31 protein-coding genes are annotated in these 23,892 nt (G+C 63.2%); 28 read left to right on the forward strand and 3 right to left on the reverse strand.

From position 1 onward, the window contains the following. The first annotated feature begins 97 nt into the window (after positions 1 to 97). From DT070_RS10315 to tatC, 21 genes are all read left to right on the forward strand, one after another. Positions 98 to 1,063, forward strand: a complete 966-nt coding sequence (locus DT070_RS10315) for an ABC transporter ATP-binding protein (protein WP_122955316.1) — start codon at positions 98 to 100, stop codon at positions 1,061 to 1,063. Continuing rightward, complete coding sequence (locus tag DT070_RS10320) at positions 1,060 to 1,815, forward strand: ABC transporter permease (protein ID WP_122955317.1); 756 nt, start codon at positions 1,060 to 1,062, stop codon at positions 1,813 to 1,815. Before DT070_RS10315 ends, DT070_RS10320 begins: the two co-directional genes overlap by 4 nt. 3 nt (positions 1,816 to 1,818) lie before the next feature. Continuing rightward, positions 1,819 to 2,061: a BolA family protein gene (locus DT070_RS10325; protein WP_122955318.1), complete on the forward strand. Its 243-nt coding sequence runs from the start codon at positions 1,819 to 1,821 to the stop codon at positions 2,059 to 2,061. A gap of 24 nt (positions 2,062 to 2,085) precedes the next feature. Beyond that, complete coding sequence (murA, locus tag DT070_RS10330; RefSeq protein ID WP_122955319.1) at positions 2,086 to 3,360, forward strand: UDP-N-acetylglucosamine 1-carboxyvinyltransferase; 1,275 nt, start codon at positions 2,086 to 2,088, stop codon at positions 3,358 to 3,360. Continuing rightward, positions 3,357 to 4,010 (forward strand): ATP phosphoribosyltransferase, encoded by a 654-nt coding sequence (gene hisG, locus DT070_RS10335; RefSeq protein ID WP_122955320.1) that lies wholly within the window; start codon positions 3,357 to 3,359, stop codon positions 4,008 to 4,010. Before murA ends, hisG begins: the two co-directional genes overlap by 4 nt. A gap of 4 nt (positions 4,011 to 4,014) precedes the next feature. Then, positions 4,015 to 5,331 (forward strand): histidinol dehydrogenase, encoded by a 1,317-nt coding sequence (gene hisD / locus DT070_RS10340; protein WP_122955321.1) that lies wholly within the window; start codon positions 4,015 to 4,017, stop codon positions 5,329 to 5,331. A gap of 57 nt (positions 5,332 to 5,388) precedes the next feature. Next, positions 5,389 to 5,622, forward strand: a complete 234-nt coding sequence (locus DT070_RS21320; protein ID WP_092129187.1) for a CopG family transcriptional regulator — start codon at positions 5,389 to 5,391, stop codon at positions 5,620 to 5,622. Further along, positions 5,619 to 6,086 (forward strand): PIN domain-containing protein, encoded by a 468-nt coding sequence (locus DT070_RS10345; protein WP_164483740.1) that lies wholly within the window; start codon positions 5,619 to 5,621, stop codon positions 6,084 to 6,086. Before DT070_RS21320 ends, DT070_RS10345 begins: the two co-directional genes overlap by 4 nt. Next, positions 6,083 to 7,180 carry a histidinol-phosphate transaminase gene (gene hisC, locus DT070_RS10350; RefSeq protein ID WP_122955322.1) on the forward strand — a complete coding sequence of 366 codons (1,098 nt, stop codon included), beginning with the start codon at positions 6,083 to 6,085 and terminating at the stop codon, positions 7,178 to 7,180. The genes DT070_RS10345 and hisC overlap by 4 nt, the downstream gene beginning before the upstream one ends. Continuing rightward, positions 7,177 to 7,782 carry an imidazoleglycerol-phosphate dehydratase HisB gene (gene hisB, locus DT070_RS10355; RefSeq protein ID WP_122955323.1) on the forward strand — a complete coding sequence of 202 codons (606 nt, stop codon included), beginning with the start codon at positions 7,177 to 7,179 and terminating at the stop codon, positions 7,780 to 7,782. The genes hisC and hisB overlap by 4 nt, the downstream gene beginning before the upstream one ends. A 105-nt stretch (positions 7,783 to 7,887) precedes the next feature. After that, entirely contained in the window at positions 7,888 to 8,577 is a 690-nt protein-coding gene (hisH, locus tag DT070_RS10360; RefSeq protein ID WP_369973941.1) for an imidazole glycerol phosphate synthase subunit HisH, read from the forward strand. Positions 8,578 to 8,667: 90 nt separating this feature from the next. Then, complete coding sequence (hisA, locus tag DT070_RS10365; protein ID WP_122955325.1) at positions 8,668 to 9,408, forward strand: 1-(5-phosphoribosyl)-5-[(5-phosphoribosylamino)methylideneamino]imidazole-4-carboxamide isomerase; 741 nt, start codon at positions 8,668 to 8,670, stop codon at positions 9,406 to 9,408. After that, a complete protein-coding gene (locus tag DT070_RS21325) occupies positions 9,401 to 9,592 on the forward strand; it encodes a hypothetical protein (protein WP_153976397.1) in 192 nt (63 codons plus the stop codon). Before hisA ends, DT070_RS21325 begins: the two co-directional genes overlap by 8 nt. A 3-nt stretch (positions 9,593 to 9,595) precedes the next feature. Next, positions 9,596 to 10,396, forward strand: coding sequence for an imidazole glycerol phosphate synthase subunit HisF (gene hisF / locus DT070_RS10370; RefSeq protein WP_122955326.1), 801 nt, complete (start codon positions 9,596 to 9,598; stop codon positions 10,394 to 10,396). 193 nt (positions 10,397 to 10,589) lie between these two features. Continuing rightward, entirely contained in the window at positions 10,590 to 11,015 is a 426-nt protein-coding gene (gene hisI, locus DT070_RS10375) for a phosphoribosyl-AMP cyclohydrolase (protein ID WP_122955327.1), read from the forward strand. Next, the gene (locus DT070_RS10380; protein ID WP_122955328.1) at positions 11,002 to 11,385 is read left to right on the forward strand and encodes a phosphoribosyl-ATP diphosphatase; all 384 of its coding nucleotides are present in this window, start codon (positions 11,002 to 11,004) and stop codon (positions 11,383 to 11,385) included. Before hisI ends, DT070_RS10380 begins: the two co-directional genes overlap by 14 nt. A gap of 49 nt (positions 11,386 to 11,434) precedes the next feature. Beyond that, positions 11,435 to 11,785 carry a hypothetical protein gene (locus DT070_RS10385; protein WP_122955329.1) on the forward strand — a complete coding sequence of 117 codons (351 nt, stop codon included), beginning with the start codon at positions 11,435 to 11,437 and terminating at the stop codon, positions 11,783 to 11,785. Positions 11,786 to 11,809: 24 nt separating this feature from the next. Then, positions 11,810 to 12,169 (forward strand): histidine triad nucleotide-binding protein, encoded by a 360-nt coding sequence (locus DT070_RS10390; protein WP_122955330.1) that lies wholly within the window; start codon positions 11,810 to 11,812, stop codon positions 12,167 to 12,169. Positions 12,170 to 12,440: 271 nt separating this feature from the next. After that, complete coding sequence (tatA, locus tag DT070_RS10400; protein ID WP_122955331.1) at positions 12,441 to 12,680, forward strand: Sec-independent protein translocase subunit TatA; 240 nt, start codon at positions 12,441 to 12,443, stop codon at positions 12,678 to 12,680. Positions 12,681 to 12,696: 16 nt separating this feature from the next. After that, the gene (tatB, locus tag DT070_RS10405; protein ID WP_122955332.1) at positions 12,697 to 13,170 is read left to right on the forward strand and encodes a Sec-independent protein translocase protein TatB; all 474 of its coding nucleotides are present in this window, start codon (positions 12,697 to 12,699) and stop codon (positions 13,168 to 13,170) included. A 70-nt stretch (positions 13,171 to 13,240) separates the two neighbouring features. Beyond that, a complete protein-coding gene (gene tatC / locus DT070_RS10410) occupies positions 13,241 to 14,041 on the forward strand; it encodes a twin-arginine translocase subunit TatC (protein WP_122955333.1) in 801 nt (266 codons plus the stop codon). 159 nt (positions 14,042 to 14,200) lie between these two features. Here the strand turns inward: tatC and DT070_RS10415 are convergent, their stop codons facing one another. Continuing rightward, positions 14,201 to 15,361 carry a S1C family serine protease gene (locus tag DT070_RS10415; RefSeq protein ID WP_122955334.1) on the reverse strand — a complete coding sequence of 387 codons (1,161 nt, stop codon included), beginning with the start codon at positions 15,359 to 15,361 and terminating at the stop codon, positions 14,201 to 14,203. Positions 15,362 to 15,494: 133 nt separating this feature from the next. On the opposite strand from DT070_RS10415, the gene DT070_RS10420 reads away from it, so the two are divergent. Continuing rightward, positions 15,495 to 16,262 (forward strand): Nif3-like dinuclear metal center hexameric protein, encoded by a 768-nt coding sequence (locus tag DT070_RS10420; RefSeq protein ID WP_122955335.1) that lies wholly within the window; start codon positions 15,495 to 15,497, stop codon positions 16,260 to 16,262. A 1-nt stretch (position 16,263) separates the two neighbouring features. Here the strand turns inward: DT070_RS10420 and DT070_RS10425 are convergent, their stop codons facing one another. Then, positions 16,264 to 17,601: a GGDEF domain-containing protein gene (locus tag DT070_RS10425; protein ID WP_122955336.1), complete on the reverse strand. Its 1,338-nt coding sequence runs from the start codon at positions 17,599 to 17,601 to the stop codon at positions 16,264 to 16,266. A 184-nt stretch (positions 17,602 to 17,785) separates the two neighbouring features. Between DT070_RS10425 and pdxA the strand changes: the two genes are divergently transcribed. Further along, complete coding sequence (gene pdxA, locus DT070_RS10430; RefSeq protein WP_122955337.1) at positions 17,786 to 18,823, forward strand: 4-hydroxythreonine-4-phosphate dehydrogenase PdxA; 1,038 nt, start codon at positions 17,786 to 17,788, stop codon at positions 18,821 to 18,823. A gap of 111 nt (positions 18,824 to 18,934) precedes the next feature. Here pdxA and mscL read toward each other — a convergent pair whose 3' ends face one another. Beyond that, complete coding sequence (gene mscL / locus DT070_RS10435; protein ID WP_122955338.1) at positions 18,935 to 19,366, reverse strand: large conductance mechanosensitive channel protein MscL; 432 nt, start codon at positions 19,364 to 19,366, stop codon at positions 18,935 to 18,937. A 304-nt stretch (positions 19,367 to 19,670) separates the two neighbouring features. Between mscL and petA the strand changes: the two genes are divergently transcribed. The 5 genes from petA to DT070_RS10460 all read left to right on the forward strand — a co-directional run bounded on the left by petA (position 19,671) and on the right by DT070_RS10460 (position 23,877). Continuing rightward, entirely contained in the window at positions 19,671 to 20,306 is a 636-nt protein-coding gene (gene petA, locus DT070_RS10440; protein ID WP_092129146.1) for a ubiquinol-cytochrome c reductase iron-sulfur subunit, read from the forward strand. Positions 20,307 to 20,391: 85 nt separating this feature from the next. Next, positions 20,392 to 21,801, forward strand: a complete 1,410-nt coding sequence (locus DT070_RS10445; protein ID WP_122955339.1) for a cytochrome bc complex cytochrome b subunit — start codon at positions 20,392 to 20,394, stop codon at positions 21,799 to 21,801. An 18-nt stretch (positions 21,802 to 21,819) separates the two neighbouring features. Then, positions 21,820 to 22,575, forward strand: coding sequence for a cytochrome c1 (locus DT070_RS10450; RefSeq protein ID WP_122955340.1), 756 nt, complete (start codon positions 21,820 to 21,822; stop codon positions 22,573 to 22,575). A gap of 87 nt (positions 22,576 to 22,662) precedes the next feature. Beyond that, the gene (locus DT070_RS10455; protein ID WP_007868077.1) at positions 22,663 to 23,274 is read left to right on the forward strand and encodes a glutathione S-transferase N-terminal domain-containing protein; all 612 of its coding nucleotides are present in this window, start codon (positions 22,663 to 22,665) and stop codon (positions 23,272 to 23,274) included. 42 nt (positions 23,275 to 23,316) lie between these two features. Then, the gene (locus tag DT070_RS10460; RefSeq protein ID WP_122955341.1) at positions 23,317 to 23,877 is read left to right on the forward strand and encodes a ClpXP protease specificity-enhancing factor; all 561 of its coding nucleotides are present in this window, start codon (positions 23,317 to 23,319) and stop codon (positions 23,875 to 23,877) included. The last annotated feature ends 15 nt before the right edge of the window (positions 23,878 to 23,892 follow it).

Raw genomic sequence — 23,892 nt, forward strand, 5'->3', positions numbered from 1 at the left:
CTTTTAGTGCGCACTCGCCGCTCGGGGCGGCTTCGCCGCAGGGCATTCAGCCGGCGGGACGGATAAAAACAGCATCCGCCCTTAAAATGACGGGCTCATGCCAGCGATCTCATTCCAGTCCGTCTCCAAAACCTATTCCTCCACGCGAAACCAGACGGGGCCCGTCGTCAAGGCGCTTGACGATGTCAGTTTTGATATTCAGCAGGGCGAATTTTTTGGCCTGCTGGGCCCCAACGGCGCCGGCAAAACCTCCCTCATCAGCATCCTGGCCGGCCTGTCGCGGGCCAGCAGCGGCACCGTCAAAGTCCACGGCAGCGATGTGCTGGCCGACTACGCCAGCGCCCGACGCAAGCTCGGCGTCGTGCCGCAAGAGCTGGTCTTCGACCCTTTTTTCACTGTGCGCGAGGCGCTTCGCATCCAGTCCGGCTATTTCGGCATCAAGCACAACGACGACTGGATCGACGAGCTGCTCGTCAACCTCGGTCTGGCCGACAAGGCCAATGCCAACATGCGCCAGCTCTCGGGCGGCATGAAGCGGCGCGTGCTGGTCGCGCAGGCGCTGGTGCACAAACCGCAGGTCATCGTGCTCGACGAACCGACCGCCGGTGTCGACGTGGAGCTGCGCCAGACGCTGTGGCAGTTCATCGCCAAACTCAACAAGCAGGGCAGCACGGTGCTGCTGACCACGCACTACCTCGAAGAAGCCGAGGCCCTGTGCAGCCGCATCGCCATGCTTAAGCAGGGGCGGGTGGTGGCGCTGGCGCAAATGTCCGAGCTGCTCAAGGCCGCGTCTTCCAATGTGCTGCGCTTCAAGATCGACAGCGAACTCCCCGCACACCTGGCCGCGCAGGCCCGCATCACCGGGCGCATCGTGCAGTTTCCGGCGCACAACGCCAACGACATCGAGCAGTACCTCGCAGCGATCCGCGAGGCGGGGCTGGTGGCGGAAGACGTGGAGATCCGCAAGGCCGACCTGGAAGATGTTTTCCTGGATGTCATGAACAAAAAACCAGCCGTTGAAGCAGCCCCTCTGACGGTCGATCTCGCGAAAGTAGCAACATGAGTGGCTGGCAAACCCTGCTCTACAAAGAGACCCTGCGATTCTGGAAGGTCGGCTTCCAGACCGTCGGCGCGCCGGTGCTCACCGCCGTGCTCTACATGCTCATCTTCGGTCATGTGCTGCAAGACCAGGTCAAGGTCTACAACCAGGTCAGCTACACCGCCTTCCTGGTTCCGGGCCTCGTGATGATGAGCGTGCTGCAGAACGCATTTGCCAACAGCTCGTCGTCGCTGATCCAGAGCAAGATCATGGGCAGCCTGGTATTTGTGCTGCTGACGCCGCTGTCGCACTGGCACTGGTTCTTTGCGTATGTTGGCTCGTCGGTGGCGCGCGGCCTGCTGGTGGGCGCGGGCGTGTTTGCCGTGACTGTGTTTTTCGGCCAGCCCGCTTTTGTGGCGCCGCTGTGGATTGTCCTGTTCGCCGTGCTGGGCGCCGCCATGCTGGGTGCGCTGGGCGTGATCGCCGGTCTCTGGTCTGAAAAGTTCGACCAGATGGCGGCCTTCCAGAACTTTGTCATCATGCCGATGACTTTTTTGAGCGGTGTGTTCTATTCGATTCACTCGCTGCCGCCTTTCTGGCAAAAGGTCAGCCACCTGAATCCGTTTTTCTACATGATTGACGGTTTCCGTTACGGATTTTTCGGCGTCAGCGACGTCTCGCCCTGGCTGAGCCTGGGTATCGTCACTGCCGCTTTGCTCACGGTCAGTGCTGTTGCCGTCAACATGCTGCGCACCGGCTACAAAATAAGACACTAGAACATGACCAGCGAAGAACTCCAATCCATCATCGCCGCAGGCCTGCCCTGCGAACACATTGAGCTGTCGGGCGACGGCCGCCACTGGTACGCCACCGTGGTGTCCAGTGCCTTTGAAGGCCAGCGCCTGATCCAGCGCCACCAGAAGGTGTATGCCACGCTGGGCGGCCGCATGCAGACCGACGAGGTGCATGCGCTGTCGATGAAAACCTATACGCCGGCCGAGTGGGCCAACAACCCACAATAACAACAACACGAACTGAAAAACGACATGGACAAACTACTCATCAAGGGCGGCAAGTCGCTGGCCGGCACGGTCGAAATCTCCGGCGCCAAGAACGCTGCGCTGCCGGAGCTGTGCGCCGCGCTGCTCACCGCCGACACGGTCACGCTGCAGAACGTGCCGCGCCTGCAGGACGTGTCCACCATGCTCAAACTGATCCGCAACATGGGCGTGGAGGCCGATCGCAGCGAGGCCACGCCCAGCACGGTGGTGATCAATGCCGGCCCCCTGAGCTCGCCCGAGGCACCGTACGAGCTGGTCAAGACCATGCGCGCTTCTGTATTGGCCCTGGGCCCGCTGCTGGCACGCTTCGGCGAAGCCACGGTGTCACTGCCGGGCGGTTGCGCCATCGGCTCGCGTCCGGTCGACCAGCACATCAAGGGCCTGCAAGCCATGGGCGCCGAGATCGTGGTCGAGCACGGCTACATGATCGCCAAGCTGCCGGCCGGGCAGAAGCGCCTGAAGGGCGCCAGCATCACCACCGACATGGTGACGGTGACCGGCACCGAAAACTTCCTGATGGCCGCCAGCCTGGCCGAAGGCGAAACGATCCTGGAAAACGCCGCGCAAGAGCCCGAGATCGGTGACCTGGCCGAAATGCTCATCAAGATGGGCGCGAAGATTGAAGGCCACGGCACGCGCCGCATCCGCATCCAGGGTGTGGACCGCCTGCACGGCTGCACCCACCAGGTGGTGGCCGACCGCATTGAGACCGGCACCTTTTTGTGCGCGGTGGCTGCCGCCGGCGGCGACGTGGTCTTGAAGCACGGCCGCGCCGACCACCTCGACGCGGTCATCGACAAGCTGCGCGAGGCCGGCGCGACGGTGACGGCGGACGCAAACTCCATCCGTATCCAGGCCAGCGGCCGCATGAAGGCGCAATCCTTCCGCACGACGGAGTACCCCGGCTTCCCAACCGACATGCAGGCCCAGTTCATGGCGCTCAACGCCATCGCGCAGGGCAGCAGCACGGTGACCGAGACGATTTTTGAAAACCGTTTCATGCACGTCAACGAAATGGTGCGCCTGGGCGCCAAGATCCAGATCGACGGCAAGATCGCCGTCATGGAAGGTGTTGAAAAGCTCTCGGGCGCCACCGTGATGGCGACGGACTTGCGCGCCTCCGCCAGCCTGGTGATCGCCGGCCTGGTGGCCGAAGGCGAAACACTGGTCGACCGCATCTACCACCTGGACCGCGGCTACGACCAGATGGAAGCCAAGCTGCGCGGCATCGGCGCCGACATTGAGCGAGTCAAAGCATGATCACCTTAGCGCTCTCCAAAGGCCGCATCTTCGACGACATCCTGCCGCTGCTGCGAAGCGCCGGCATCGAGGTGCTCGATGACCCGGAAAAATCCCGCAAGCTGATCCTGGACACCAACCAGCCTGGCCTGCGCGTGGTGCTGGTGCGCGCTACCGATGTGCCGACCTATGTGCAATACGGCGGTGCCGATCTCGGCGTGGTCGGCAAAGACACCTTGCTCGAATCCGGCAGCCAGGGGCTCTACCAGCCGCTCGACTTGCAGATCGCCAAATGCCGCATCAGCGTGGCGGTGCGCGAAGGCTTTGACTACGCCGCCGCCGTGCGCCAGGGCTCGCGCCTGAAAGTGGCCACCAAATACGTGGCGATTGCCCGCGATTTTTTCGCCACCAAGGGCGTGCACGTTGACCTGATCAAACTCTACGGCAGCATGGAACTGGCGCCGCTCACGGGCCTGGCCGACGCGATCGTCGACCTGGTGTCGACCGGCAGCACGCTCAAGGCCAATCACCTGGTGGAGGTCGAGCGCATCATGGACATCAGCTCGCATCTCGTCGTGAACCAGACGGCGCTCAAGCTCAAGCAGGCGCCCATCCGCAAGCTGATCGACGACCTGGCCGCCGCCATCTCGCCCTCCTCATCAAAACCCTGATGCTATGAAATTAATAGCTGCACCTGCACGTCTGTCAACGGCTACAGCCACTTTTGATGCTGAGTTCAAGGCGAGGCTGCATTGGTCCGCCGACACCGACGCGGCCATCGAGCAGCGCGTGGCCGACATCCTGGCCGATGTGCAGCAGCGCGGCGATGCGGCGGTGCTGGAATACACGGCGCGCTTCGACGGGCTCAATGTCTCTTCGATGGGCCAGCTGGAGCTCACCCAGGCCGAGCTGAAAGCCGCGTTTGACGCGATTCCGGCCGCCCAGCGCGATGCCCTCGAAGCCGCCGCACGCCGCGTGCGCAGCTACCACGAGGCCCAGAAGAAGGCCAGCGGCGAAAGCTGGAGCTACCGCGACGAAGACGGCACCCTGCTGGGCCAGAAGGTCACGCCGCTGGACCGCGTCGGCATCTATGTGCCCGGCGGCAAGGCGGCTTACCCGTCGTCGGTGTTGATGAATGCGATCCCTGCCCACGTGGCCGGTGTCGGCGAAATCATCATGGTCGTGCCCACACCCAAAGGCGAAAAGAACGCGCTGGTGCTGGCTGCCGCTTATGTCGCCGGCGTTACCCGCGCCTTCACCATCGGCGGCGCGCAGGCTGTGGCCGCGCTGGCCTACGGCACGCAGACCGTGCCCAAGGTCGACAAGATCACCGGCCCCGGCAACGCTTACGTCGCCAGCGCCAAGAAGCGCGTCTTCGGCACGGTCGGCATCGACATGATCGCCGGCCCGTCTGAAATCCTCGTGCTGGCCGACGGCAGCACGCCGGCCGACTGGGTCGCCATGGATCTGTTCAGCCAGGCCGAACACGACGAGCTCGCACAAAGCATCCTGCTGTGCCCCGACGCCGCGTACATCGACGAAGTGCAGGCCGCGATCGACCGCCTGCTGCCCGAAATGCCGCGCGCCGAGATCATCGCCAAGTCCCTCAGCGGCCGCGGCGCGCTCATCCACACCCGCAGCATGGAAGAGGCCTGCGAGATCAGCAACCGCATCGCCCCCGAACACCTCGAAGTCTCCAGCCGCGACCCGCACAAGTGGGAGCCGCTGCTCAAACACGCCGGCGCCATCTTCCTGGGCGCCTACACCAGCGAATCGCTGGGCGACTACTGCGCCGGCCCCAACCACGTGCTGCCTACCAGCGGCACCGCGCGCTTCAGCTCACCGCTGGGCGTCTACGACTTCCAGAAACGCTCCAGCCTGATCGAAGTCAGCGAAGCCGGCGCCCAGGTGCTGGGCAAGATCGCCGCCGAGTTGGCGTATGGCGAAGGCCTGCAGGCGCACGCGCGGGCGGCCGAGATGCGCTTGAAGTAAAAATCCTCAAAATTACACGAACTTCGTGTTCCACGAATTCCGTGTAAACTTCAGTCCATGAAGAACGTCACCATCACCGTGGACGACGCCGCCCTCGAATGGGTGCGGGTGGAGGCGGCCAAGCGCAATACCAGCGTGTCCCGTCTCGTCGGCGAAATGCTGACTGAAAAGATGCAGCGCACTGACGCCTACCAGCGCGCCATGCACGATTGGCAGAACAAGGCGCGGCTCTGGGTGTCCGACGGGCAGCCTTACCCCACACGTATCGACCTTGACGAGCGCGGCGCATGAGCAGCAGTACCACTAACTCAGCCGGCGTGTTTGTCGACGCCAACATCCTGATTTACAGCGAAGACGGGGCCGATCCGGCCAAGCAGAGGGCGGCTCTCGCCTGGCTGACGGTGCTGTGGCAGCGCGGCGTGGGCCGCATCAGCACGCAGGTGCTCAACGAGTTTTACCTGCTGGCCACCCGCAAGATCAACCCGCCCATGCCGGCCGGCGATGCGCGCGCCGAAGTGCGCCGTTATGAGCTCTGGCAGCCCTGGCAAACCGACCACGCCACCGTCGAATCCGCCTGGGCGGTGGAAAGCCGCTACGGCCTGCATTACCGCGACAGCCTGGTCGTCGCCGCCGCCCAGCACCTGGGATGCCGCTATTTGCTGAGCGAAGACCTGGCGCATGAGCAGCACTACGGCGGTGTCCAGGTGATCAACCCTTTTAAAACCGGCATTGAACTGCTGGAGCAAGCCCCATGACCGAAGCCTCTTCCTCCTTAGACCCCAAGTTCAAACAACTGATCCGCCAGGACGTGCAGTCCATGCACGCCTACGCCATCCAGGAGTCGGCCGGCATGGTCAAGCTCGACGCGATGGAGAACCCGCACCGCCTGCCGGCCGAGTTGCAGGCCAAGCTGGGCGAGCGGCTGGGCGCGATCGCGCTGAACCGCTACCCGGACGGCCGCGTCAACGACCTGCGCCGCGCGCTGGCCGCCCATGCGGGCATGCCCGAGGGCTTTGACATCATGCTGGGCAACGGCTCGGACGAGCTGATCTCGCTGCTGGCCATGGCCTGCGACGTGGAAGGCGGCTCGATATTGGCGCCGCTGCCGGGCTTTGTGATGTACGCCATGAGCGCGCAGCTGCAGGGCCTGAAATTCATCGGCGTGCCGCTGACGGCCGACTTTGAACTCGACGAAGCCGCCATGCTGGCCGCCATCAAAGCGCACAAGCCTTCGCTGACCTACCTGGCCTACCCGAACAACCCGACCGCCAACCTGTGGGACGACGCGGTGATCGAAAAGATCATCGAAGCCGTGGGCGAGCAAGGGGGCCTGGTCGTTATGGACGAGGCCTACCAGCCCTTCTCCAGCAAAAGCTACATCAACCGCATCGCAAAGCACAAGCATGTGCTGCTGATGCGCACCATGAGCAAGTTTGGCCTGGCCGGTGTGCGCCTGGGCTACATGATGGGCCCCAAAGCGCTGATCGCCGAAGTCGACAAGGTCCGCCCGCCTTACAACATCAGCGTGCTCAATTACGAGTGCGCGCTGTTTGCGCTGGCCTACCAGGAGGTGTTTGCCGCACAGGCCAAAGACATCCTGGCCCAGCGCGTGCGGATTTTTGAGGCACTGCAGGCTATGCCCGGTGTGAAAGCCTGGAAAAGCGATGCCAACATGATCCTGGTGCGCGTGCCCGATGCCGCCACAACCTTTGAGGGCATGCGTTCGCGCAAGGTCCTGATTAAAAACGTTTCTAAAATGCATCCATTGCTGGCCAATTGTTTGCGCCTGACGGTCGGCACCGCGGACGAGAACACCCAAATGCTGGCGGCGCTTAAAGAATCCCTATGACTACCACCCTCGCTCCCCGCACTGCCGAGGTTTCGCGCAACACCGCCGAAACCCAGATCACCGTCAAGCTCAACCTGGACGGCACCGGCCAGGCCAGCCTTTCCACGGGCATCGGCTTTTTCGATCACATGCTCGACCAGATCGCCCGCCACGGCCTGATCGACCTGGACATCCAGGCCAAGGGAGATTTACACATCGACGGCCACCACACGGTGGAAGACGTGGGCATCACGCTGGGCCAGGCGGTCGCCAAGGCCGTAGGCGACAAAAAGGGCCTGCGCCGCTACGGCCACGCCTATGTGCCGCTCGACGAAGCGCTGTCGCGCGTGGTGGTTGATTTCTCGGGCCGCCCGGGCCTGGAGATGCACGTGCCCTTCAAGAGCGGCATGATCGGCACCTTCGACAGCCAGCTCGCCTACGAGTTTTTCCAGGGTTTCGTCAACCACGCCTTCGTCACGCTGCACATCGACAACCTCAAAGGCGAAAACGCCCACCACCAGGCTGAAACCGTGTTCAAGGCCTTTGCCCGCGCGCTGCGCATGGCGCTGGAGATCGACCCGCGCGCTGCCGGCGTGATTCCCTCGACCAAGGGCTCGCTCTAAGACCTGTCTGCTGATTCATGGTCTTTTAGGCCTCCAGCCCAATAAGGGTATGGGCAGTCAGCTATCAAATTTGTAGCAAGCAAACATTCTTTATCCTCAATCCTGATGGCAAAACCGAAAACTGTCGCCGTGGTCGATTACGGCATGGGCAACCTGCACTCCGTGTCGCAGGCCGTGCGGCACGTGGCCGCCGGCAGCGGCTTTGAGGTGATGGTCACCTCCAAAGCCGAGGACGTGATGAACGCCGAGCGCATCGTGCTGCCAGGCCAGGGCGCGATCGCCGACTGCATGCGCGAGCTGGCCGACTCCGGCATGCTGGAGTCCGTGCTGCACGCCGCGGCCCACAAGCCGCTCTTCGGTGTCTGCGTCGGCATGCAGATGCTGCTGACCCACAGCGACGAAGGCGTGCCCGGCGACGGCGGCGCAGGCACACAAGGCCTGAACCTGATTCCCGGCGAGGTCGTCAAGTTCGAGCTGGCCGGCCGCCTGCAGCCCGACGGCAGCCGCTACAAGGTGCCTCAGATGGGCTGGAACCAGGTTCACCAAAATGGGGCAGGCACGGGCAAGGCCCACCCGGTGTGGGCGGGCGTTCCCGACGGCGCGTATTTTTACTTCGTGCACAGCTTCTACGCCCGCCCGTCGGATGCACACCACATCGCCGGCGAGGCCGATTACGGCGGCCGCTTTGCGGTGGCCATTGCACGCGATAATATTTTTGCCACCCAGTTCCACCCCGAGAAAAGTGCCGACCACGGGCTGGCCCTGTATCGCAACTTCCTGCACTGGAACCCCTGAGCCCCTTGGGTCAGACCCGGTATCGGGGCTTCCCGCTTTTTGTTACCCTGAGCGTCCGTTTTCTTTTTTTACCGTCTTTTTTACCGCCACATGCTACTCATCCCCGCGATTGACCTGAAAGACGGTCACTGCGTCCGCCTCAAACAGGGCGACATGGATCAATCCACCATCTTCAGCGAAGACCCCGCCGCCATGGCGCGCAGCTGGGTCGACAAAGGCGCGCGCCGCCTGCACCTGGTGGACCTGAACGGCGCTTTTGCGGGCAAACCAAAGAACGAGGCGGCCATCAAGGCCATCCTGGCCGAAGTCGGCAGCGAAATCGACGTGCAGCTGGGCGGCGGCATCCGCGACCTGGACACCATCGAGCGTTACCTCGACGCCGGCCTGCGCTACGTCATCATCGGCACGGCAGCCGTGAAGAACCCCGGCTTTTTGCAAGACGCCTGCACCGCCTTCGGCGGCCATATCATCGTCGGCCTGGACGCCAAAGACGGCAAGGTCGCCACCGACGGCTGGAGCAAGATGACCGGCCACGAGGTCATCGACCTCGGCAAGAAATTCCAGGACTACGGCGTCGAATCCATCATCTACACCGACATCGGCCGCGACGGCATGCTGACCGGCATCAACATCGACGCCACCGTCAAGCTCGCCCAGGCGCTGACGATTCCCGTCATTGCCTCGGGTGGCCTCTCGAACATGGCCGACATTGAAAAGCTGTGTGAAGTCGAGGAAGAGGGTGTCGAAGGCGTGATTTGCGGGCGCTCCATCTACAGCGGTGACCTCGACTTTGAGAAGGCGCAGGCCAGAGCCGACGAGTTGAATGGATAAAAAAGGTCAGAAGAAAGACCTGGGGCCTTCCTGGCCATATCTTTTAGGTTTGTTCTGGCTGATTGCCTGGTTTGGCGTCCTGATCCACTATTGCAATCTGCCTCCCGGTGAATACCTCGGCTTCTTCGCTTGGGTCATTCTTTTTCTCCCGATTGCTGCGATTGCTGCTTTCTTCTTTTACTAAACCATGCTCGCCAAACGAATCATTCCCTGCCTTGATGTGACCGGCGGCCGCGTGGTCAAAGGCGTCAACTTCACCCAGCTGCGCGACGCGGGCGACCCGGTGGAAATCGCCGCGCGCTACAACGAGCAGGGCGCCGACGAACTCACTTTCCTCGACATCACCGCCACCAGCGACGGCCGCGACCTGATCCTCCCCATCATTGAAGCCGTGGCGTCGCAGGTCTTCATTCCCTTGACCGTCGGCGGCGGTGTTCGCACCGTTGAAGATGTGCGCCGCCTGCTCAATTCCGGCGCCGACAAGACCAGCTTTAATTCGGCCGCCATCGCCAACCCGCGGGTGATTGCCGATGCGTCCGCAAAATACGGTTCGCAGTGCATCGTGGTGGCGATCGACGCCAAGCGCCGCAGCGCCGAAGACGAAAAGCGCCTGACGCCCGCCGGCGAACCGGTCGGCCCGGGTTGGGATGTTTACAGCCACGGCGGGCGCAAAAACACCGGCCTGGACGCCGTGGCCTGGGCCACCGACATGGCGCGGCGCGGCGCCGGCGAGATCTTGCTGACCAGCATGGACCGCGACGGCACCAAGTCGGGCTTTGACCTGGCGCTGACCCGCGCGGTGAGCGACGCCATCAGCGTGCCGGTGATCGCCTCGGGCGGCGTTGGCAACCTGGAACACCTGGCCGACGGCATACAGACTGGCGGCGCCGACGCGGTGCTGGCGGCGAGCATCTTTCATTACGGTGAATACACGGTGCAGCAGGCCAAGCAACATATGGCTTCGCGTGGCATCCCGGTACGGTTGTAACCCCCGTCGGACGCTCACTGCGTGTAGCGCCTTCCCCCCCCTGCTGGGGCGAAAAAATAGGTAACCCCCGTCGGCTTCGCTGCGCTACGCCTTCCCCCTGCTGGGGCGATATCTGCGGTCCGGCAAAGCCGGTCCCGCGATATCCTTGGCTTGAACGCCATTTGAGCCTCTCTAAATCCGGGACAATACAAAAATGAACTGGTTAGACGACGTTAGCTGGGACGACAAGGGCCTGATCCCTGTCATTGCACAAGAAGCCGCCAGCGGCGATGTGCTCATGTTCGCCTGGATGAACCGCGAGGCGCTGCAAAAGACCGCCGAGCTGGGCCGGGCGGTGTACTACAGCCGCTCGCGCGGGCGGCTCTGGCACAAGGGCGAAGAGTCCGGCAACCAGCAGACGGTGCATGAAATCCGCCTGGATTGCGACAACGACGTCATCCTGCTCAAGGTGACGCAACTGGGCCACACACCGGGCATTGCCTGCCACACGGGCCGCCACAGCTGCTTCTTCAGTGTGTATAAAGACGGCCAGTGGGTGGTCACCGAGCCCGTACTGAAAGACCCGGCCACCATGTACAAACAGAACGAACAGAGCCCCGGCAAACATGACCACGAATGACTCCCTCCAGCGCCTGGCGCAGATCATTGAAAGCCGCAAGGCGGCCAGCGGCGGCGACCCGGACACCAGCTATGTGGCGCGCCTGCTGCACAAAGGCCCCGACGCCTTCCTGAAAAAAATCGGCGAAGAAGCCACCGAAACCGTGATGGCCGCGAAAGACATCGACCACGGCGGGCCCACGGCCGAGCTCAAGGGCAAGCTGGTCGGTGAAGTGGCCGATTTGTGGTTTCACAGCCTGATCGCGCTGGCGCACTACGGCCTGAGCCCCGCCGACGTGATCGCCGAGCTGGAGCGCCGCGAAGGCACCAGCGGCATCGAGGAAAAAGCCCTGCGCAAGTTGCAGATTCGCGACGCTGCAGAAAAGTCCTGAGTCGGATGCCGATCTTTAATTTGACCGACCCCAAGAGGAACCCGACCTGATGGAAACCGACCTGGCCGAATTCGAAGGCAAGAACCCCAACGACCGCACCGTGATGCATGTGCTCTACGGCCTGCACACGCTGGCCTGGTTCAGCGGCGGCGTGTTTGCGGTGATCGCCCTGATCATCAATTACATCCGACGCGCCGACGAGTCCGATGCGCTGTACATCGACCACCACAACTACATGATCCGCACCTTTTGGTGGACGCTGGTCTGGCTGGTGTTGCTGTCGCCGCTGTGGCTGCTGTTCTTCTTCCCGGGCGCCATTGCTTATACCGTGGTCTGGTTCTGGTACCTGTACCGCTGCATCCGCGGCTGGATGCGTTTTAACAGCCACAGGCCCACTTAAATCTTTTCCGGATCGATCCAAGCCATGAGCCACCCCGACAACTGCCTCTTCTGCAAGATCGCCGCCGGCGCCATCCCCAGCCGCAAGGTGTACGAAGACGACGAGTTTTTCGCCTTCCACGACATCAATCCCTGGGCGCCGATACATTTCCTGATCATCCCCCGGGAGCACATCCCCTCGATGGCGCAGGTCGGGCCTGAACACACCGCGATGCTGGGCCGCCTGATGGCGCTGGCGCCGAAACTGGCGATGGAGCAGGGCTGCAACCCCTACCCGGAAGGCGGTTTCCGCATCGTGACCAACACCGGCGCGGAAGGCGGGCAGGAAGTGCACCACTTGCATTTCCACGTGATCGGCGGTCCCCGTCCATGGTTGAAAGGTTAGCCCCCACGCTTGTCGCTTCGCGTACTGCGCTGCCCCCCGAGGGGGCGTCGCTTGCTCGGGGCGGCCCGTCGCGGCGCGGGCTAAGCGAGTTACAAAGCCAAACGGAACCCCGGCGCCCGCAGCCACACTAACCCGGTAGGGCAATGTGTGTACTCAGCGTCCTGACAGGGCTGGCCTTTAGAATCAAGCCAGTTCCGTGCAAACCGGCAATTCCGCAAGTTTTGCGTTTACCTGCACTGACACCTCACAATTTCCAGATTAGGAGCAAATCATGGGTTCATTTTCCATTTGGCACTGGCTGATCGTGCTGTTGATCGTGGTGATGGTTTTCGGCACAAAAAAGCTGAAAAACATGGGCAGCGACCTCGGCGGCGCCGTCAAGGGTTTTAAAGACGGCATGAAAGACGGCAGCCAGACGCCCGCCGACGTGCCCGTGCCGCCCGCCAGCGTGACCAACGCCCAGGCCGCCGACAAAACGACGATCGACGTCGAAGCGAAACAAAAGTCCTGATCCGGCCTGACATCCAGTGATTGACCTCGGCATCTCCAAAATAGCGCTGATAGGCGCAGTCGCGCTGATCGTCATCGGCCCGGAGAAGCTGCCGCGCGTGGCGCGCACTGTCGGCACGCTGCTGGGCAAGGCCCAGCGTTATGTGGCCGACGTCAAGAACGAAGTCAACCGCTCGATGGAGCTGGACGAGCTCAAGAAGATGAAGGAGACCGTCGAGGGCGCGGCCCGCGACGTGGAGAACTCCATCCAGACCAACGCCAGCGATTTTGAAAAATCATGGGCCGAGGCGACGGGCGATTCATCCTCTTCTTCCGCCAGCCTGCCCGGCATGGAAATCTTCCCTGAATACAAGCACCCGAAAAAGAAGTGGCGCCTCAAGCAGGGCGCGACGCCCCAGTGGTACAAGGCCCGTTCGGGCGTGCGCACCCGGGCGCAGTCCGGTGCGGCGCGCGTGGCGCGGTTCCGCCCGCAGCCGGGCCGCCCGCTTTGAGCTGCTCCACTGACCTTTCCAGCCAGGCGCGCATACCGGCGCAACCTACCCAGCGCACACCTTCCTCCCCATGAGCGACCCCCACACCGACAAGCCCGACGAACTCGCGGGCACCGAGCAGCCCTTTGTGCAGCACCTGATGGAGCTGCGCGACCGGATGATCAAGGCGGTGATCGCCATCGGCATCGCCGCCGCCGTGCTGGCGATCTTCCCGGGCCCGGGCGCGCTCTATGACATCCTGGCCGCGCCGCTGGTTGCCGCGCTGCCCAAGGGCGCCACGCTGATCGCCACCAACGTGATCTCGCCCTTCGTGGTGCCGATCAAGATTTTGTTCATGGCCGCCTTCATGATCGCGCTGCCGGTGGTGCTCTACCAGGTGTGGGCCTTTGTGGCGCCCGGCCTTTACTCGCACGAGAAAAAACTCGTGATGCCGCTGGTGGTTTCCAGCACCTTGCTGTTTTTTGTCGGCGTGGCCTTTTGCTACTTCGTCGTGTTCGGTCAGGTGTTTCACTTCATCCAGAGCTTTGCGCCCAAGTCGATCACCGCCGCGCCTGATATCGAGGAATACCTGAACTTCGTGCTCGGCATGTTCCTGGCGTTCGGGCTGGCCTTTGAGGTGCCGATTGCGGTGATTTTGCTGGTGCGCATGGGCGTGATCACCGTGGCCCAGTTGCGCGAATACCGCGGCTACTTTTGGGTGGCGGCCGCCGTCGGCACGGCGCTGGTCACGCCGCCCGATGCGGGCTCGATGATCATGCTGCTGGGCGTGGTGGGCGGCCTGTATGAAGTCGGCATCATCGCCGCGCAGGTGTTCGTCAAGAACACCAAAAAGCCCGAAGACGACGCCGAGGCCGAAGCGGCCAAGTCCTGAGGCGATCAGGCCTGGCCCCGGTGCTGCCGGGCGCCTGCCTTTCCTTCTTTCACTTCTTGAGAGAAATCGGGCTCCAGCCCAATCGGCGCCTGCACTGGCCGCTATTAAATCAATAGCAAGCCATTGCGGCGGGCCTGGCGTACTGCCGCTGGAAACCGTCTAGCGCTGCTGCTGCACCTTGGGCCGCTGGCGCTTGCCCGGCGTGATGGCGATTTCGCTTTCCTTGTCCTTGCGCAGCACCGTCAGCGGCGCCGGTGTGCCGGGCTTGAGGGCCGCCACGGCCGTCAGCAGCTGACTCACATTGCGCACGCTTTTGCCGTTGACGGCCGTGATCACGTCGCCGGGCTGCAGGCCGGCCTGCGCGGCCGGGCCGTTTTGCAGCACGCCGGTGATGATCACGCCGCCGTCTTTGGCGGCCGAGGGTTTGAGGCCGAAGGTCTCGGCCAGCTCGGGGTTCAGGTCCTGCGGCTCCACGCCGATCCAGCCGCGCGTGACCTGGCCGTCTTTCACGATGCCTTCGAGCACCTGTTTTGCCGTCGACACCGGAATGGCAAAGCCGATGCCCATGGAGCCGCCCGAGCGTGAATAAATCGCGGTGTTGATGCCCATCAGGTGGCCGTTCACATCGACCAGCGCGCCGCCCGAGTTGCCGGGGTTGATGGCCGCGTCGGTCTGGATGAAGTTTTCAAAGGTGTTGATGCCCAGCTGGTTGCGCCCCAGCGCGCTCACGATGCCGCCGGTGACCGTCTGGCCTACGCCGAAGGGGTTGCCGATGGCCATCACCGGGTCGCCCACCTGCAGCGCGTCGGAATTGCCCAGCACGATGACGGGCAGCTTCTCCAGGTCGATCTTGAGGATGGCGAGATCGGTGTCCGGGTCGGTGCCGATAACCTGCGCCTTGGCCTTGCGCGTGTCGTTGAGGATGACCTCGATCTCGTCGGCGCCTTCGACCACGTGGTTGTTGGTCAGGATGTAGCCGCTGGCGCTGATGATCACGCCGCTGCCCAGGCCGCCCTGCGGCTCGTTGGGGCTCTGGTCGCCGAAGAAAAACTTGAACCACGGGTCTTCGGCGTGCGGGTTGCGGGCGGCGGCCTTGCTGGTGTTGATGCTGACGACGGCCGCGGACGCGACCTTGGCGGCGGAGGCGAACCCGGCGCCCGTGCCGGCGCTGCGCGGCGTGGCGCCGGCCGGCGCTTCGATCACCGATACGCCTTGCACGTTGCTGCGGTTCAGCCACTCAGGCTTGAGCGTGGCCACAACGAAGTAAGCCGCGAGCAGGACGGTGACGGCTTGGGAAAACAGGAGCCAGGTACGCTTCATGAAGGAGGGGGTGTCAGCAAAAATGTCGAAAAACCGCGCGGAGCTTGGCGCGTAAGCCGCTATTGTCCCTCAGGAGCCGCAAGTTCCCAAGGCAAAAGGGCATGCGCCTTCCCCCGCCTGAGACAATTGCCCCATGAGCACCACCACCCCACGACAGGATTTGCTGCAGGCCTTCGACGCGCTTTTGCAGCCCGCGCGCTTCAAGGACTACGGCCCCAACGGCCTGCAGGTCGAGGGCAAGCCCCGCGTCGGCAAGATCGTCTCGGGCGTCACCGCCAGCCGGGCCTTGATTGAAGCGGCCATCGCAGCGCGGGCCGACGCGATTTTTGTGCACCACGGCCTCTTCTGGCGCGGCCAGGACGGCCGTGTCACCGGCTGGATGAAGCAGCGCCTGGCCTTGCTGCTGGCGCACGACATCAACCTCTACGCCTACCACCTGCCGCTGGACGCGCACCCCGAACTGGGCAACAACGCGCAGCTGGGTGTGCAGCTGGGGCTGGCGGCGACGGGGCGCTTTGGCGAGCAGGACCTGGGGTTTATCGGCGGGCGGGCCGACGGCGGCGCCTTTGCCGATGCCGCAGCATTGGCGGCCCACGTGAGTCAAGTGCTAAATCGGCCTGTAGCCCAGGTGGCACCTGGACATACAGCTATCAAAAACATAGCGTGGTGTACCGGCGGCGCGCAAGGCTACTTTGAGGCGGCGATTGCGGCGGGCGCCGACGCCTTCATCACCGGCGAAATTTCGGAGCCCCAGGCGCATTACGCACGCGAGATGGGCGTGGCCTTTATCGCCTGCGGGCACCATGCGTCAGAGCGCTACGGCGCGCCGGCCGTGGCGGCGCACGTCGCGGCGCAGTTGGGCCTGGCCCACGAGTTCATCGACATCGACAACCCGGCCTGAATCAAGCGGGCTTGTGGCGATGCCGCCCGGCATGCGGCGCCTTGGCCCTGCCGGTTTTGGGGCGGGCCGCAGATTTCGGCACCGCGTTGCGCAGCGCGCGCCAGCTGGAGCCCAGCTCGGCGTGCTCCACCGGCACGGCCCAGTGGCTCTCCGGGTCCAGCAGCGCCGCGCGCGAGCGCATGGCGCGCGCCGCCTCGGCAACCGATTGCGCTTCATGCAGCAGCTGGTCCACGTCCTTGTCGGCGGCCGACAGGTGAACAATGCCGACGGCGATGTCCGGCGTGATCCGCAGGCGCACGCCGCTCAGCGAGGGCACATCCATCGGGCGGCGCAGGGCGGAGGCCACGCGCAGGCCCAGTGTGCGTATCCAGCGCGGCGAGTGCATGGTTTCGAGCAGCACCACAAAACAGCGGTCGTAATAGCGGCCGGCCGGGTTGACGGCGCCCGTGTGGCGCTGCATGCGGCGCGCCAGCTGGATGTAGAGATCGTTCAGGCCCGCCTGGCCGATCTGCGGCAAGAGGCGTTCGGGCTCGAACACCATCACCGCCATCAGCGCGCCGTCGCGCCGGGTGCGCTGGCGCCGGCGCTGCGCCCAGATGATTTTCTGCACCATCACCACGCCGTTGTAGAGCTGGGTGATCGGGTCGCGCCGCGAGACTTCGCCCTGCATCATCTGCCGGGTTTGCCGGTTGCGCAGCCAGAGCATCGCGGCGGTGATGATGAGGCTGAGCGAAGCGGCCATCGCCACGCCGGCCTGCACGGCCAAAGACGGCCGGCTGGCATTGAGCGCCAGGCTGTACAGGCCGATCTGCGCAGGCAGCGTGAAGAAGCAGCCGGCCGCCAGGCCCCAGGCGAGTTTGTCGCCCAGCTGCGTGGCGCGCACCGACAGCCACAGCACGACAGACAGGTTGGCAATCGCCAGCGCGCCCGATACCGGCAGGCGCCAGGGCGGCGCCAGCAGCAGGCACAGCGGCCCGCCGGCCAGGCACACCAGGGTGATGGTGAGCAGGCTGACCTTCATCAGGCGGTCTCGCTGGTGGGCCGACAACCATTCGCTGGCGCCAAAACTGCCCATCGCGGCGCACATCGGCCCAACGAGGATTTGCGCGATGCCCAGCGGCCCCTTCAGCCCAGGCCAGATGGCCGCCGGCAGGCCGCACAGCAGCATCACGACCCACCAGCACAGCGCCAGATAGGCCAGGGTTTGCGACGCGGCGCGCGTGCGGCTGTAGACGGTGTCGGCCAGGGCCAGCAGGACGATCAGCCCGATCGCGCCAGCCGCGGCGCTCCACAGCATCATTTCAGCGCTGGAGAGCAGGGGGCGGAGGGCGGCATCCACGGCGCTTCAGGGCCCTGTGCGGCCGTGGGCCGGGGTTTGCGCCAAAATAGCCCAAGAATGCATCTGCTTGAACTCCCTGTGTCTGTGTCGCTGCCACCGGTCTCTCATCGCCGGCAGGCCTGCCCTTTTTTGGCGATTATGGGCTGTCCGGCCCTGAATTGCATCCGCCGTATGGCCGCCTTCCATGAATAAGCCCCTGCTCATCACCATGGGCGACGCGGCCGGCATCGGTCCCGAAATCATCGCCAAAGCCTTTCGCGACGCGCCCGCCGACATGGCCGGCTGCGCCGTGGTGGGCGATGTGGCGACGCTGCGGCGCGCCGCGGCGCTTGTGGCGACCCCGCTGGCCTTGCCCGTGGCGCAGCTGGAGGGCCTGGGCGACCTGCCGGGCGTGCCGCCGCGCTGCATCGCCGTGCTACAAAAATGTGAGCTGAAAGCCCAGGTTCCGTATGGGCTGGTGAGTGGTTTGGCTGGTCAAGCCGCCGCCGACTGCATCGTCTGGGCGGCCCGCCGTGTGCTGGCCGGCGAGGCGGCTGCGGTGGTCACCGCGCCCATTCACAAGGAGGCCCTGGCGGCCGCGGGCGGCTGGGCCGCCGGCTTTCCGGGTCACACCGAGATGCTGCAGGCCGAGGCCGCCGCTTTCCTGGGCAAGCCTGTGGGCGACGTGCCGGTGCGCATGATGCTGGCCAACGACGAGCTCAAGACCGTGCTGGTGAGCATTCACATGTCGCTCAGGCAGGCGATTGAAGCCGTCACCTTCGACAACGTGCTGCAGACCTTGCGCATCACGCACCGCGCGGTCGCCGCCGGCCTGGGCCGCGCGCCGCGCATCGGCGTGGCGGGGCTGAATCCGCACGCCGGCGAGGGCGGGCTTTTCGGCAGCGAAGAGCAGGCCATCATCGCGCCGGCCATCGCGGCAGCGCGTGCCGAGGGCCTGAATGTGAGCGGTCCCTTCGCGCCTGACACGGTGTTCATGCGGGCAAGGCAGGCCGCCGGCAAGCCCGGTGAGTTTGATGTGGTGGTGGCGATGTACCACGACCAGGGGCTGATCCCGGTGAAATACCTGGGGGTGGAGCAGGGCGTGAACGTGACGCTGGGCCTGCCGCTAGTGCGCACCAGCCCGGACCACGGCACGGCATTTGACATCGCCGGGCGCGGCGTGGCCGATGCGTCCAGCCTGCTGGCGGCGGTGCGTGTGGCCCGGCAGCTGGCAGCCGGCTGAAGATTCAAGCGAAATCGGGCTCCAGCCCAATCACTGCCTTGTCCGGCAGCTACTAAATTAATAGCAAGACCCGTGTCTTCGCAAGCGGGCGCCGCGAAGCGACTCAGGGGGTTAGCGCTTGTTCAGACTGTCGCGGATTTCGCGCAAGAGCACGATGTCTTCCGGCGTCGCTGCGGGCGCGGGGGGCGCGGCTTCGTGATGGCGCTTGAGGCGGTTGATCTGCTTGACCATCAGGAAAATGATGAAAGCCAGGATGATGAAGTTTACCGTCACGGTCAGGAAGTGGCCGTAGGCGAACACCGGTACGCCCGCCTTGCGCAGTGCATCCAGCGACATGTCGGTGCCCGCAGGCACGTTGCCCAGCAACACATACATGCTGGAGAAATCCAGTTTGCCGAAGACCAGGCCCACCACCGGCATGATCAGGTCGCTCACCACCGCGTCGACGATCTTTCCGAAGGCCGCGCCGATGATCACGCCGACTGCCAGGTCGATCACGTTGCCCTTGACGGCAAATTCCTTGAATTCCTGCATCATTCCCATGAAATGCTCCTCTTGTTGGTGAGTGTTGTGCTGGTGCCGGTGCGTTGTTGCTGCGCCACCCGAAAAAACATTATCGACGCCGGCCCTGTTTGTGAAAGCGTCCCGCAAGCTTTGCTTGAAACAAAGTATGAGCAAATCAGGAAGTAAATCAGGGGGTGCTTAAAAAAGAGGCGCTCCGGCTGCCGCCGGGCAGCCTGCGGCCACCCGAACCCCGGCCTTTGCCTTGAAAAACGACATCGCGCTCCGCTACAATTGCGGGTTGACCCCACTAAGCCTATTTCAAGCCAGTTCTTGAAGGACTCTCATGACCCAAGCAAGCGAAGCAAGCGCGAACGGTACGCCCCACGGCGCCCCCGTCGATAAAGATAAAAGAAACTGGCTCGTCACCACCTGCGTCGTAGGCGGCGCCGGTGTTGCAGCCACCGCAGTTCCCTTTGTCAGCACGTTCCAGCCCTCCGAAAAAGCCAAGGCCGCCGGCGCGGCTGTTGAAGTCGATATTTCCGACGTCAAGCCCGGTGAAAAAATCACCGTCGAATGGCGCGGCAAGCCTGTCTGGATCGTCAAGCGCACGCCCGCGCAGCTCGCCGAGCTGCCCAAGGTCGATGCCTTGCTGGCCGACCCCAAGTCCGAGCGCAAGCCCGACGAACTGACGCCTGTTTACGCCCGCAACGAAAACCGCTCCATCAAGCCCGAAACGCTGGTGGTCGTCGGCATCTGCTCGCACCTGGGCTGCTCGCCTTCCGACAAGTTCCAGCCTGGCGCGCAGCCTTCGCTGCCCGACGACTGGGCCGGCGGCTTCCTCTGCCCCTGCCACGGCTCGACCTTCGACATGGCCGGCCGCGTCTACAAGAACAAGCCCGCACCGGATAACCTCGAAGTGCCGCCCCACATGTACCTGTCAGACACCCGTTTGCTGATCGGTGAAGACAAAAAGGCCTGAAGGCGCTTTTAACCCGGCACCTTCAAAAGACCTTGTAGCCAGCGCCTGACGCTTGCCAGAGAACCCCACCGAACCAGGATCAGTTATGGCTGAATTCAAAGAAATTTCCCCCGATGCACCGCTCGCCGCCAAGGCGATGAACTGGATCGACAACCGCTTCCCCGCCAGCAAGCTCTACAAAGAGCACATGAGCGAGTACTACGCACCGAAGAACTTCAACTTCTGGTACATCTTCGGCTCGCTCGCCATGCTGGTGCTCGTCATCCAGATCGTGACCGGCATCTTCCTGACGATGAACTACAAGCCCGACGCCGCACTGGCCTTCGGCTCTGTCGAATACATCATGCGCGACGTGCCCTGGGGCTGGCTGATCCGCTACATGCATTCCACCGGCGCGTCCGCCTTCTTTGTGGTGGTGTACCTGCACATGTTCCGCGGCCTGCTCTACGGCAGCTACCGCAAGCCGCGTGAGCTGGTCTGGATCTTCGGCTGCGCGATTTTCCTGTGCCTGATGGCCGAGGCCTTCATGGGGTACCTGCTGCCATGGGGCCAGATGAGCTACTGGGGCGCCCAGGTGATCGTCAACCTGTTTGCCGCGATTCCTTTCATCGGCCCCGACCTGGCGCTGCTGATCCGCGGCGATTATGTGGTGGGCGACGCGACCCTGAACCGCTTCTTCGCGTTCCACGTGATCGCCGTGCCGCTGGTGCTGCTGGGCCTGGTGGCCGCGCACATCATTGCGCTGCATGAAGTGGGCTCCAACAACCCCGACGGCGTTGAAATCAAGGGCCCGAATGCGCCGAAAGACGCGGCCGGCCATCCGCTGGACGGCATTCCCTTCCACCCCTATTACACGGTGCACGACATTTTCGGCGTGAGCGTATTCCTGATGATCTTCACGGCGATCATCTTCTTCGCACCCGAATTCGGCGGCTACTTCCTCGAATACAACAACTTCATCCCGGCCGACCCGCTGAAGACGCCGGCGCACATCGCCCCGGTCTGGTACTTCACGCCTTACTACTCGATGCTGCGCGCCATCACCAGCGAAATGCTCTACGCATTGGTGGTCTGCGTGATAGCGGCTGCAGGTTTCAGCGCCTGGAAGTTCCGCATGCCGGTGCTGCTGAAGGCTGCTATCGTCGGTGCCGCCGTCGTGGGCGCTGCGCTGCTCTTGTCCATCGATGCCAAGTTCTGGGGTGTGGTCGTGATGGGTGGCGCTGTGGTCATCCTGTTTTTCCTGCCCTGGCTGGATTACAGCCCGGTCAAGTCAATCCGCTACCGTCCCGACTGGCATAAATACCTCTACGGCATTTTTGTCATCAACTTCCTGGTGCTGGGCTACCTCGGTGTTCAGCCGCCATCGCCGATCGGCGAGCGCGTCTCTCAGGTCGGTACGCTGTTTTACTTCGGCTTCTTTATCCTGATGCCGTGGTGGAGCCGCCTGGGCACCGCCAAGACACCGCCTGACCGTCCTATTTTTCACGGTCACTGAGAGCTGGAGATAAAAACGATGAAAAAACTGATTTTTGCGCTGATCACCGCCTTCGGCCTCGTCGCTGGGGCACAAGCCTCAGAAGGTGGCATTGCCTGGGATAAAGCGCCCAACAAGACCAACGACCTGGGTTCCCTGCAAAACGGCGCCAAGCTGTTCGTCAACTACTGCCTGAACTGCCATTCCGCCGCTTTCATGCGCTTTAACCGCCTGAAAGACATCGGCCTGACCGACCAGCAAATCAAGGACAACCTGCTGTTCACCACGGAAAAAGTGGGCGACACCATGAAGGCCGCGATTGATCCCAAGCAGGCCAAAGACTGGTTCGGCGGCAACCCGCCCGACCTGACTGTGATTGCGCGTTCGCGCGCCGGCGCCGGCGGTTCGGGGGCTGACTACCTTTACACCTACCTGCGCAGCTACTACCCCGACGAAACCAAGGCGACGGGCTGGAACAACCGCGCTTTCCCGAGCGTGGCCATGCCGCATGTGCTGTGGGAACTGCAGGGAAAGCGCGAGCCGCAGTACGACTACAAGGAAGAGCACGGCCACAAAGTGGAGATCTTCAAAGGCTGGAAGCAGCTCACACCCGGTACCATGACGCCCTTGCAGTACGACCAGGCCATGGGCGACCTCGTGGGTTACATGCAGTGGATGGCCGAACCGGCCCAGAACACCCGCATTCGCGTCGGCGTCTGGGTGCTGCTGTTCCTTCTCTGCTTGACTTTCGTCGCCTGGCGCCTGAATGCGGCGTTCTGGAAAGACGTCAAGTAATTTTTCGCCGGGGCCTCGTTCCCGGCACCTTCTGGAGTGGATGCTTTTTATATGTATCCACTCCTTTGCATTTAGGAGTTCCGCACCATGATGGTCCTTTATTCAGGCACAACCTGCCCCTTCTCGCATCGCTGCCGTTTTGTGCTGTTTGAAAAAGGCATGGACTTCGAAATTCGCGACGTTGACCTGTACAACAAGCCCGAAGACATCAATGTGATGAATCCTTACGGCCAGGTGCCTATCCTGGTCGAGCGCGACCTGATCCTGTACGAGTCGAACATCATCAACGAGTACATCGACGAGCGCTTCCCGCATCCGCAGCTCATGCCCGGCGACCCGGTCGACCGCGCCCGCGTTCGCCTCTTTTTGCTGAACTTCGAAAAAGAGCTGTTCGTGCACGTGAGCACGCTGGAGTCGCGCGCTTCCAAGGGCAACGAGAAGGCGCTTGAAAAAGCCCGCTCGCACATCCGCGACCGCCTGACGCAGCTTGCTCCCATCTTCCTGAAGAACAAGTTCATGCTGGGTGACAACTTCTCCATGCTGGACGTGGCGATTGCCCCGCTGCTGTGGCGCCTTGATTACTACGACATCGACCTGTCGAAAAATGCCGCGCCGCTGCTCAAGTACGCAGAACGCATCTTTTCGCGCCCGGCATACATCGAAGCACTGACGCCGTCCGAAAAGGTCATGCGGAAATAATCCATCCGACCGATTTCCCGGACAAGCAGCTTGGCTGAATTCATGAACGCCCTGGACTCCACGTCGACGCGCCCCTACCTGATACGGGCCCTGTACGAATGGTGCACCGACAACGGTTTCACGCCCTATGTGGCCGTGTCGGTTGACGACACCGTACAGGTGCCGCGCGAGTACGTGAAGAACAATGAAATCGTGCTCAATATCAGTTTTGATGCGACCTCTTCACTCAAGCTGGGTAACGATTTCATCGAGTTCAAGGCGCGTTTTGCCGGCAGCGCCCGGGAAATCATGGTGCCCATCAGCCACGTGATTGCCATTTATGCCCGCGAAAACGGGCAAGGCATGGCGTTTCCCATGGGGACGCCTGCTTCGGGTACGGCCCCCGGCGCTGACGCCGGAAGTGATGGGGGTGCGAGCGCTGCAGGCGCTTCCGCCTCGCCGTCAGCCACGCCGGCCCATCCGCACAATCCGGCGGAAGGTCCTGAGGGCAAGATCATGCAACTGGTGCCTGAAAGCGCACCTGGCGAGGGCGAGGATGGCTCCGACCCCCCGAACCCGCCCAAGTCGCCCCGTACGCGGCCTTCACTGAAACGGGTCAAGTAAAATAGCCTTCCTTGT

The organism is Polaromonas sp. SP1, assembly GCF_003711205.1.
Classification (GTDB): domain Bacteria; phylum Pseudomonadota; class Gammaproteobacteria; order Burkholderiales; family Burkholderiaceae_C; genus Polaromonas.

What these genes read in the sequence shown, in the direction of transcription:
- DT070_RS10315 (WP_122955316.1), top strand. Translation starts at nt 98, where the DNA reads ATGCCAGCGATCTCATTCCAGTCCGTCTCCAAAACCTATTCCTCCACG.
- DT070_RS10320 (WP_122955317.1), top strand. Translation starts at nt 1,060, where the DNA reads ATGAGTGGCTGGCAAACCCTGCTCTACAAAGAGACCCTGCGATTCTGG.
- DT070_RS10325 (WP_122955318.1), top strand. Translation starts at nt 1,819, where the DNA reads ATGACCAGCGAAGAACTCCAATCCATCATCGCCGCAGGCCTGCCCTGC.
- murA (WP_122955319.1), top strand. Translation starts at nt 2,086, where the DNA reads ATGGACAAACTACTCATCAAGGGCGGCAAGTCGCTGGCCGGCACGGTC.
- hisG (WP_122955320.1), top strand. Translation starts at nt 3,357, where the DNA reads ATGATCACCTTAGCGCTCTCCAAAGGCCGCATCTTCGACGACATCCTG.
- hisD (WP_122955321.1), top strand. Translation starts at nt 4,015, where the DNA reads ATGAAATTAATAGCTGCACCTGCACGTCTGTCAACGGCTACAGCCACT.
- DT070_RS21320 (WP_092129187.1), top strand. Translation starts at nt 5,389, where the DNA reads ATGAAGAACGTCACCATCACCGTGGACGACGCCGCCCTCGAATGGGTG.
- DT070_RS10345 (WP_164483740.1), top strand. Translation starts at nt 5,619, where the DNA reads ATGAGCAGCAGTACCACTAACTCAGCCGGCGTGTTTGTCGACGCCAAC.
- hisC (WP_122955322.1), top strand. Translation starts at nt 6,083, where the DNA reads ATGACCGAAGCCTCTTCCTCCTTAGACCCCAAGTTCAAACAACTGATC.
- hisB (WP_122955323.1), top strand. Translation starts at nt 7,177, where the DNA reads ATGACTACCACCCTCGCTCCCCGCACTGCCGAGGTTTCGCGCAACACC.
- hisH (WP_369973941.1), top strand. Translation starts at nt 7,888, where the DNA reads ATGGCAAAACCGAAAACTGTCGCCGTGGTCGATTACGGCATGGGCAAC.
- hisA (WP_122955325.1), top strand. Translation starts at nt 8,668, where the DNA reads ATGCTACTCATCCCCGCGATTGACCTGAAAGACGGTCACTGCGTCCGC.
- DT070_RS21325 (WP_153976397.1), top strand. Translation starts at nt 9,401, where the DNA reads ATGGATAAAAAAGGTCAGAAGAAAGACCTGGGGCCTTCCTGGCCATAT.
- hisF (WP_122955326.1), top strand. Translation starts at nt 9,596, where the DNA reads ATGCTCGCCAAACGAATCATTCCCTGCCTTGATGTGACCGGCGGCCGC.
- hisI (WP_122955327.1), top strand. Translation starts at nt 10,590, where the DNA reads ATGAACTGGTTAGACGACGTTAGCTGGGACGACAAGGGCCTGATCCCT.
- DT070_RS10380 (WP_122955328.1), top strand. Translation starts at nt 11,002, where the DNA reads ATGACCACGAATGACTCCCTCCAGCGCCTGGCGCAGATCATTGAAAGC.
- DT070_RS10385 (WP_122955329.1), top strand. Translation starts at nt 11,435, where the DNA reads ATGGAAACCGACCTGGCCGAATTCGAAGGCAAGAACCCCAACGACCGC.
- DT070_RS10390 (WP_122955330.1), top strand. Translation starts at nt 11,810, where the DNA reads ATGAGCCACCCCGACAACTGCCTCTTCTGCAAGATCGCCGCCGGCGCC.
- tatA (WP_122955331.1), top strand. Translation starts at nt 12,441, where the DNA reads ATGGGTTCATTTTCCATTTGGCACTGGCTGATCGTGCTGTTGATCGTG.
- tatC (WP_122955333.1), top strand. Translation starts at nt 13,241, where the DNA reads ATGAGCGACCCCCACACCGACAAGCCCGACGAACTCGCGGGCACCGAG.
- DT070_RS10415 (WP_122955334.1), bottom strand. Translation starts at nt 15,361, where the DNA reads ATGAAGCGTACCTGGCTCCTGTTTTCCCAAGCCGTCACCGTCCTGCTC.
- DT070_RS10420 (WP_122955335.1), top strand. Translation starts at nt 15,495, where the DNA reads ATGAGCACCACCACCCCACGACAGGATTTGCTGCAGGCCTTCGACGCG.
- pdxA (WP_122955337.1), top strand. Translation starts at nt 17,786, where the DNA reads ATGAATAAGCCCCTGCTCATCACCATGGGCGACGCGGCCGGCATCGGT.
- mscL (WP_122955338.1), bottom strand. Translation starts at nt 19,366, where the DNA reads ATGGGAATGATGCAGGAATTCAAGGAATTTGCCGTCAAGGGCAACGTG.
- petA (WP_092129146.1), top strand. Translation starts at nt 19,671, where the DNA reads ATGACCCAAGCAAGCGAAGCAAGCGCGAACGGTACGCCCCACGGCGCC.
- DT070_RS10445 (WP_122955339.1), top strand. Translation starts at nt 20,392, where the DNA reads ATGGCTGAATTCAAAGAAATTTCCCCCGATGCACCGCTCGCCGCCAAG.
- DT070_RS10450 (WP_122955340.1), top strand. Translation starts at nt 21,820, where the DNA reads ATGAAAAAACTGATTTTTGCGCTGATCACCGCCTTCGGCCTCGTCGCT.
- DT070_RS10455 (WP_007868077.1), top strand. Translation starts at nt 22,663, where the DNA reads ATGATGGTCCTTTATTCAGGCACAACCTGCCCCTTCTCGCATCGCTGC.
- DT070_RS10460 (WP_122955341.1), top strand. Translation starts at nt 23,317, where the DNA reads ATGAACGCCCTGGACTCCACGTCGACGCGCCCCTACCTGATACGGGCC.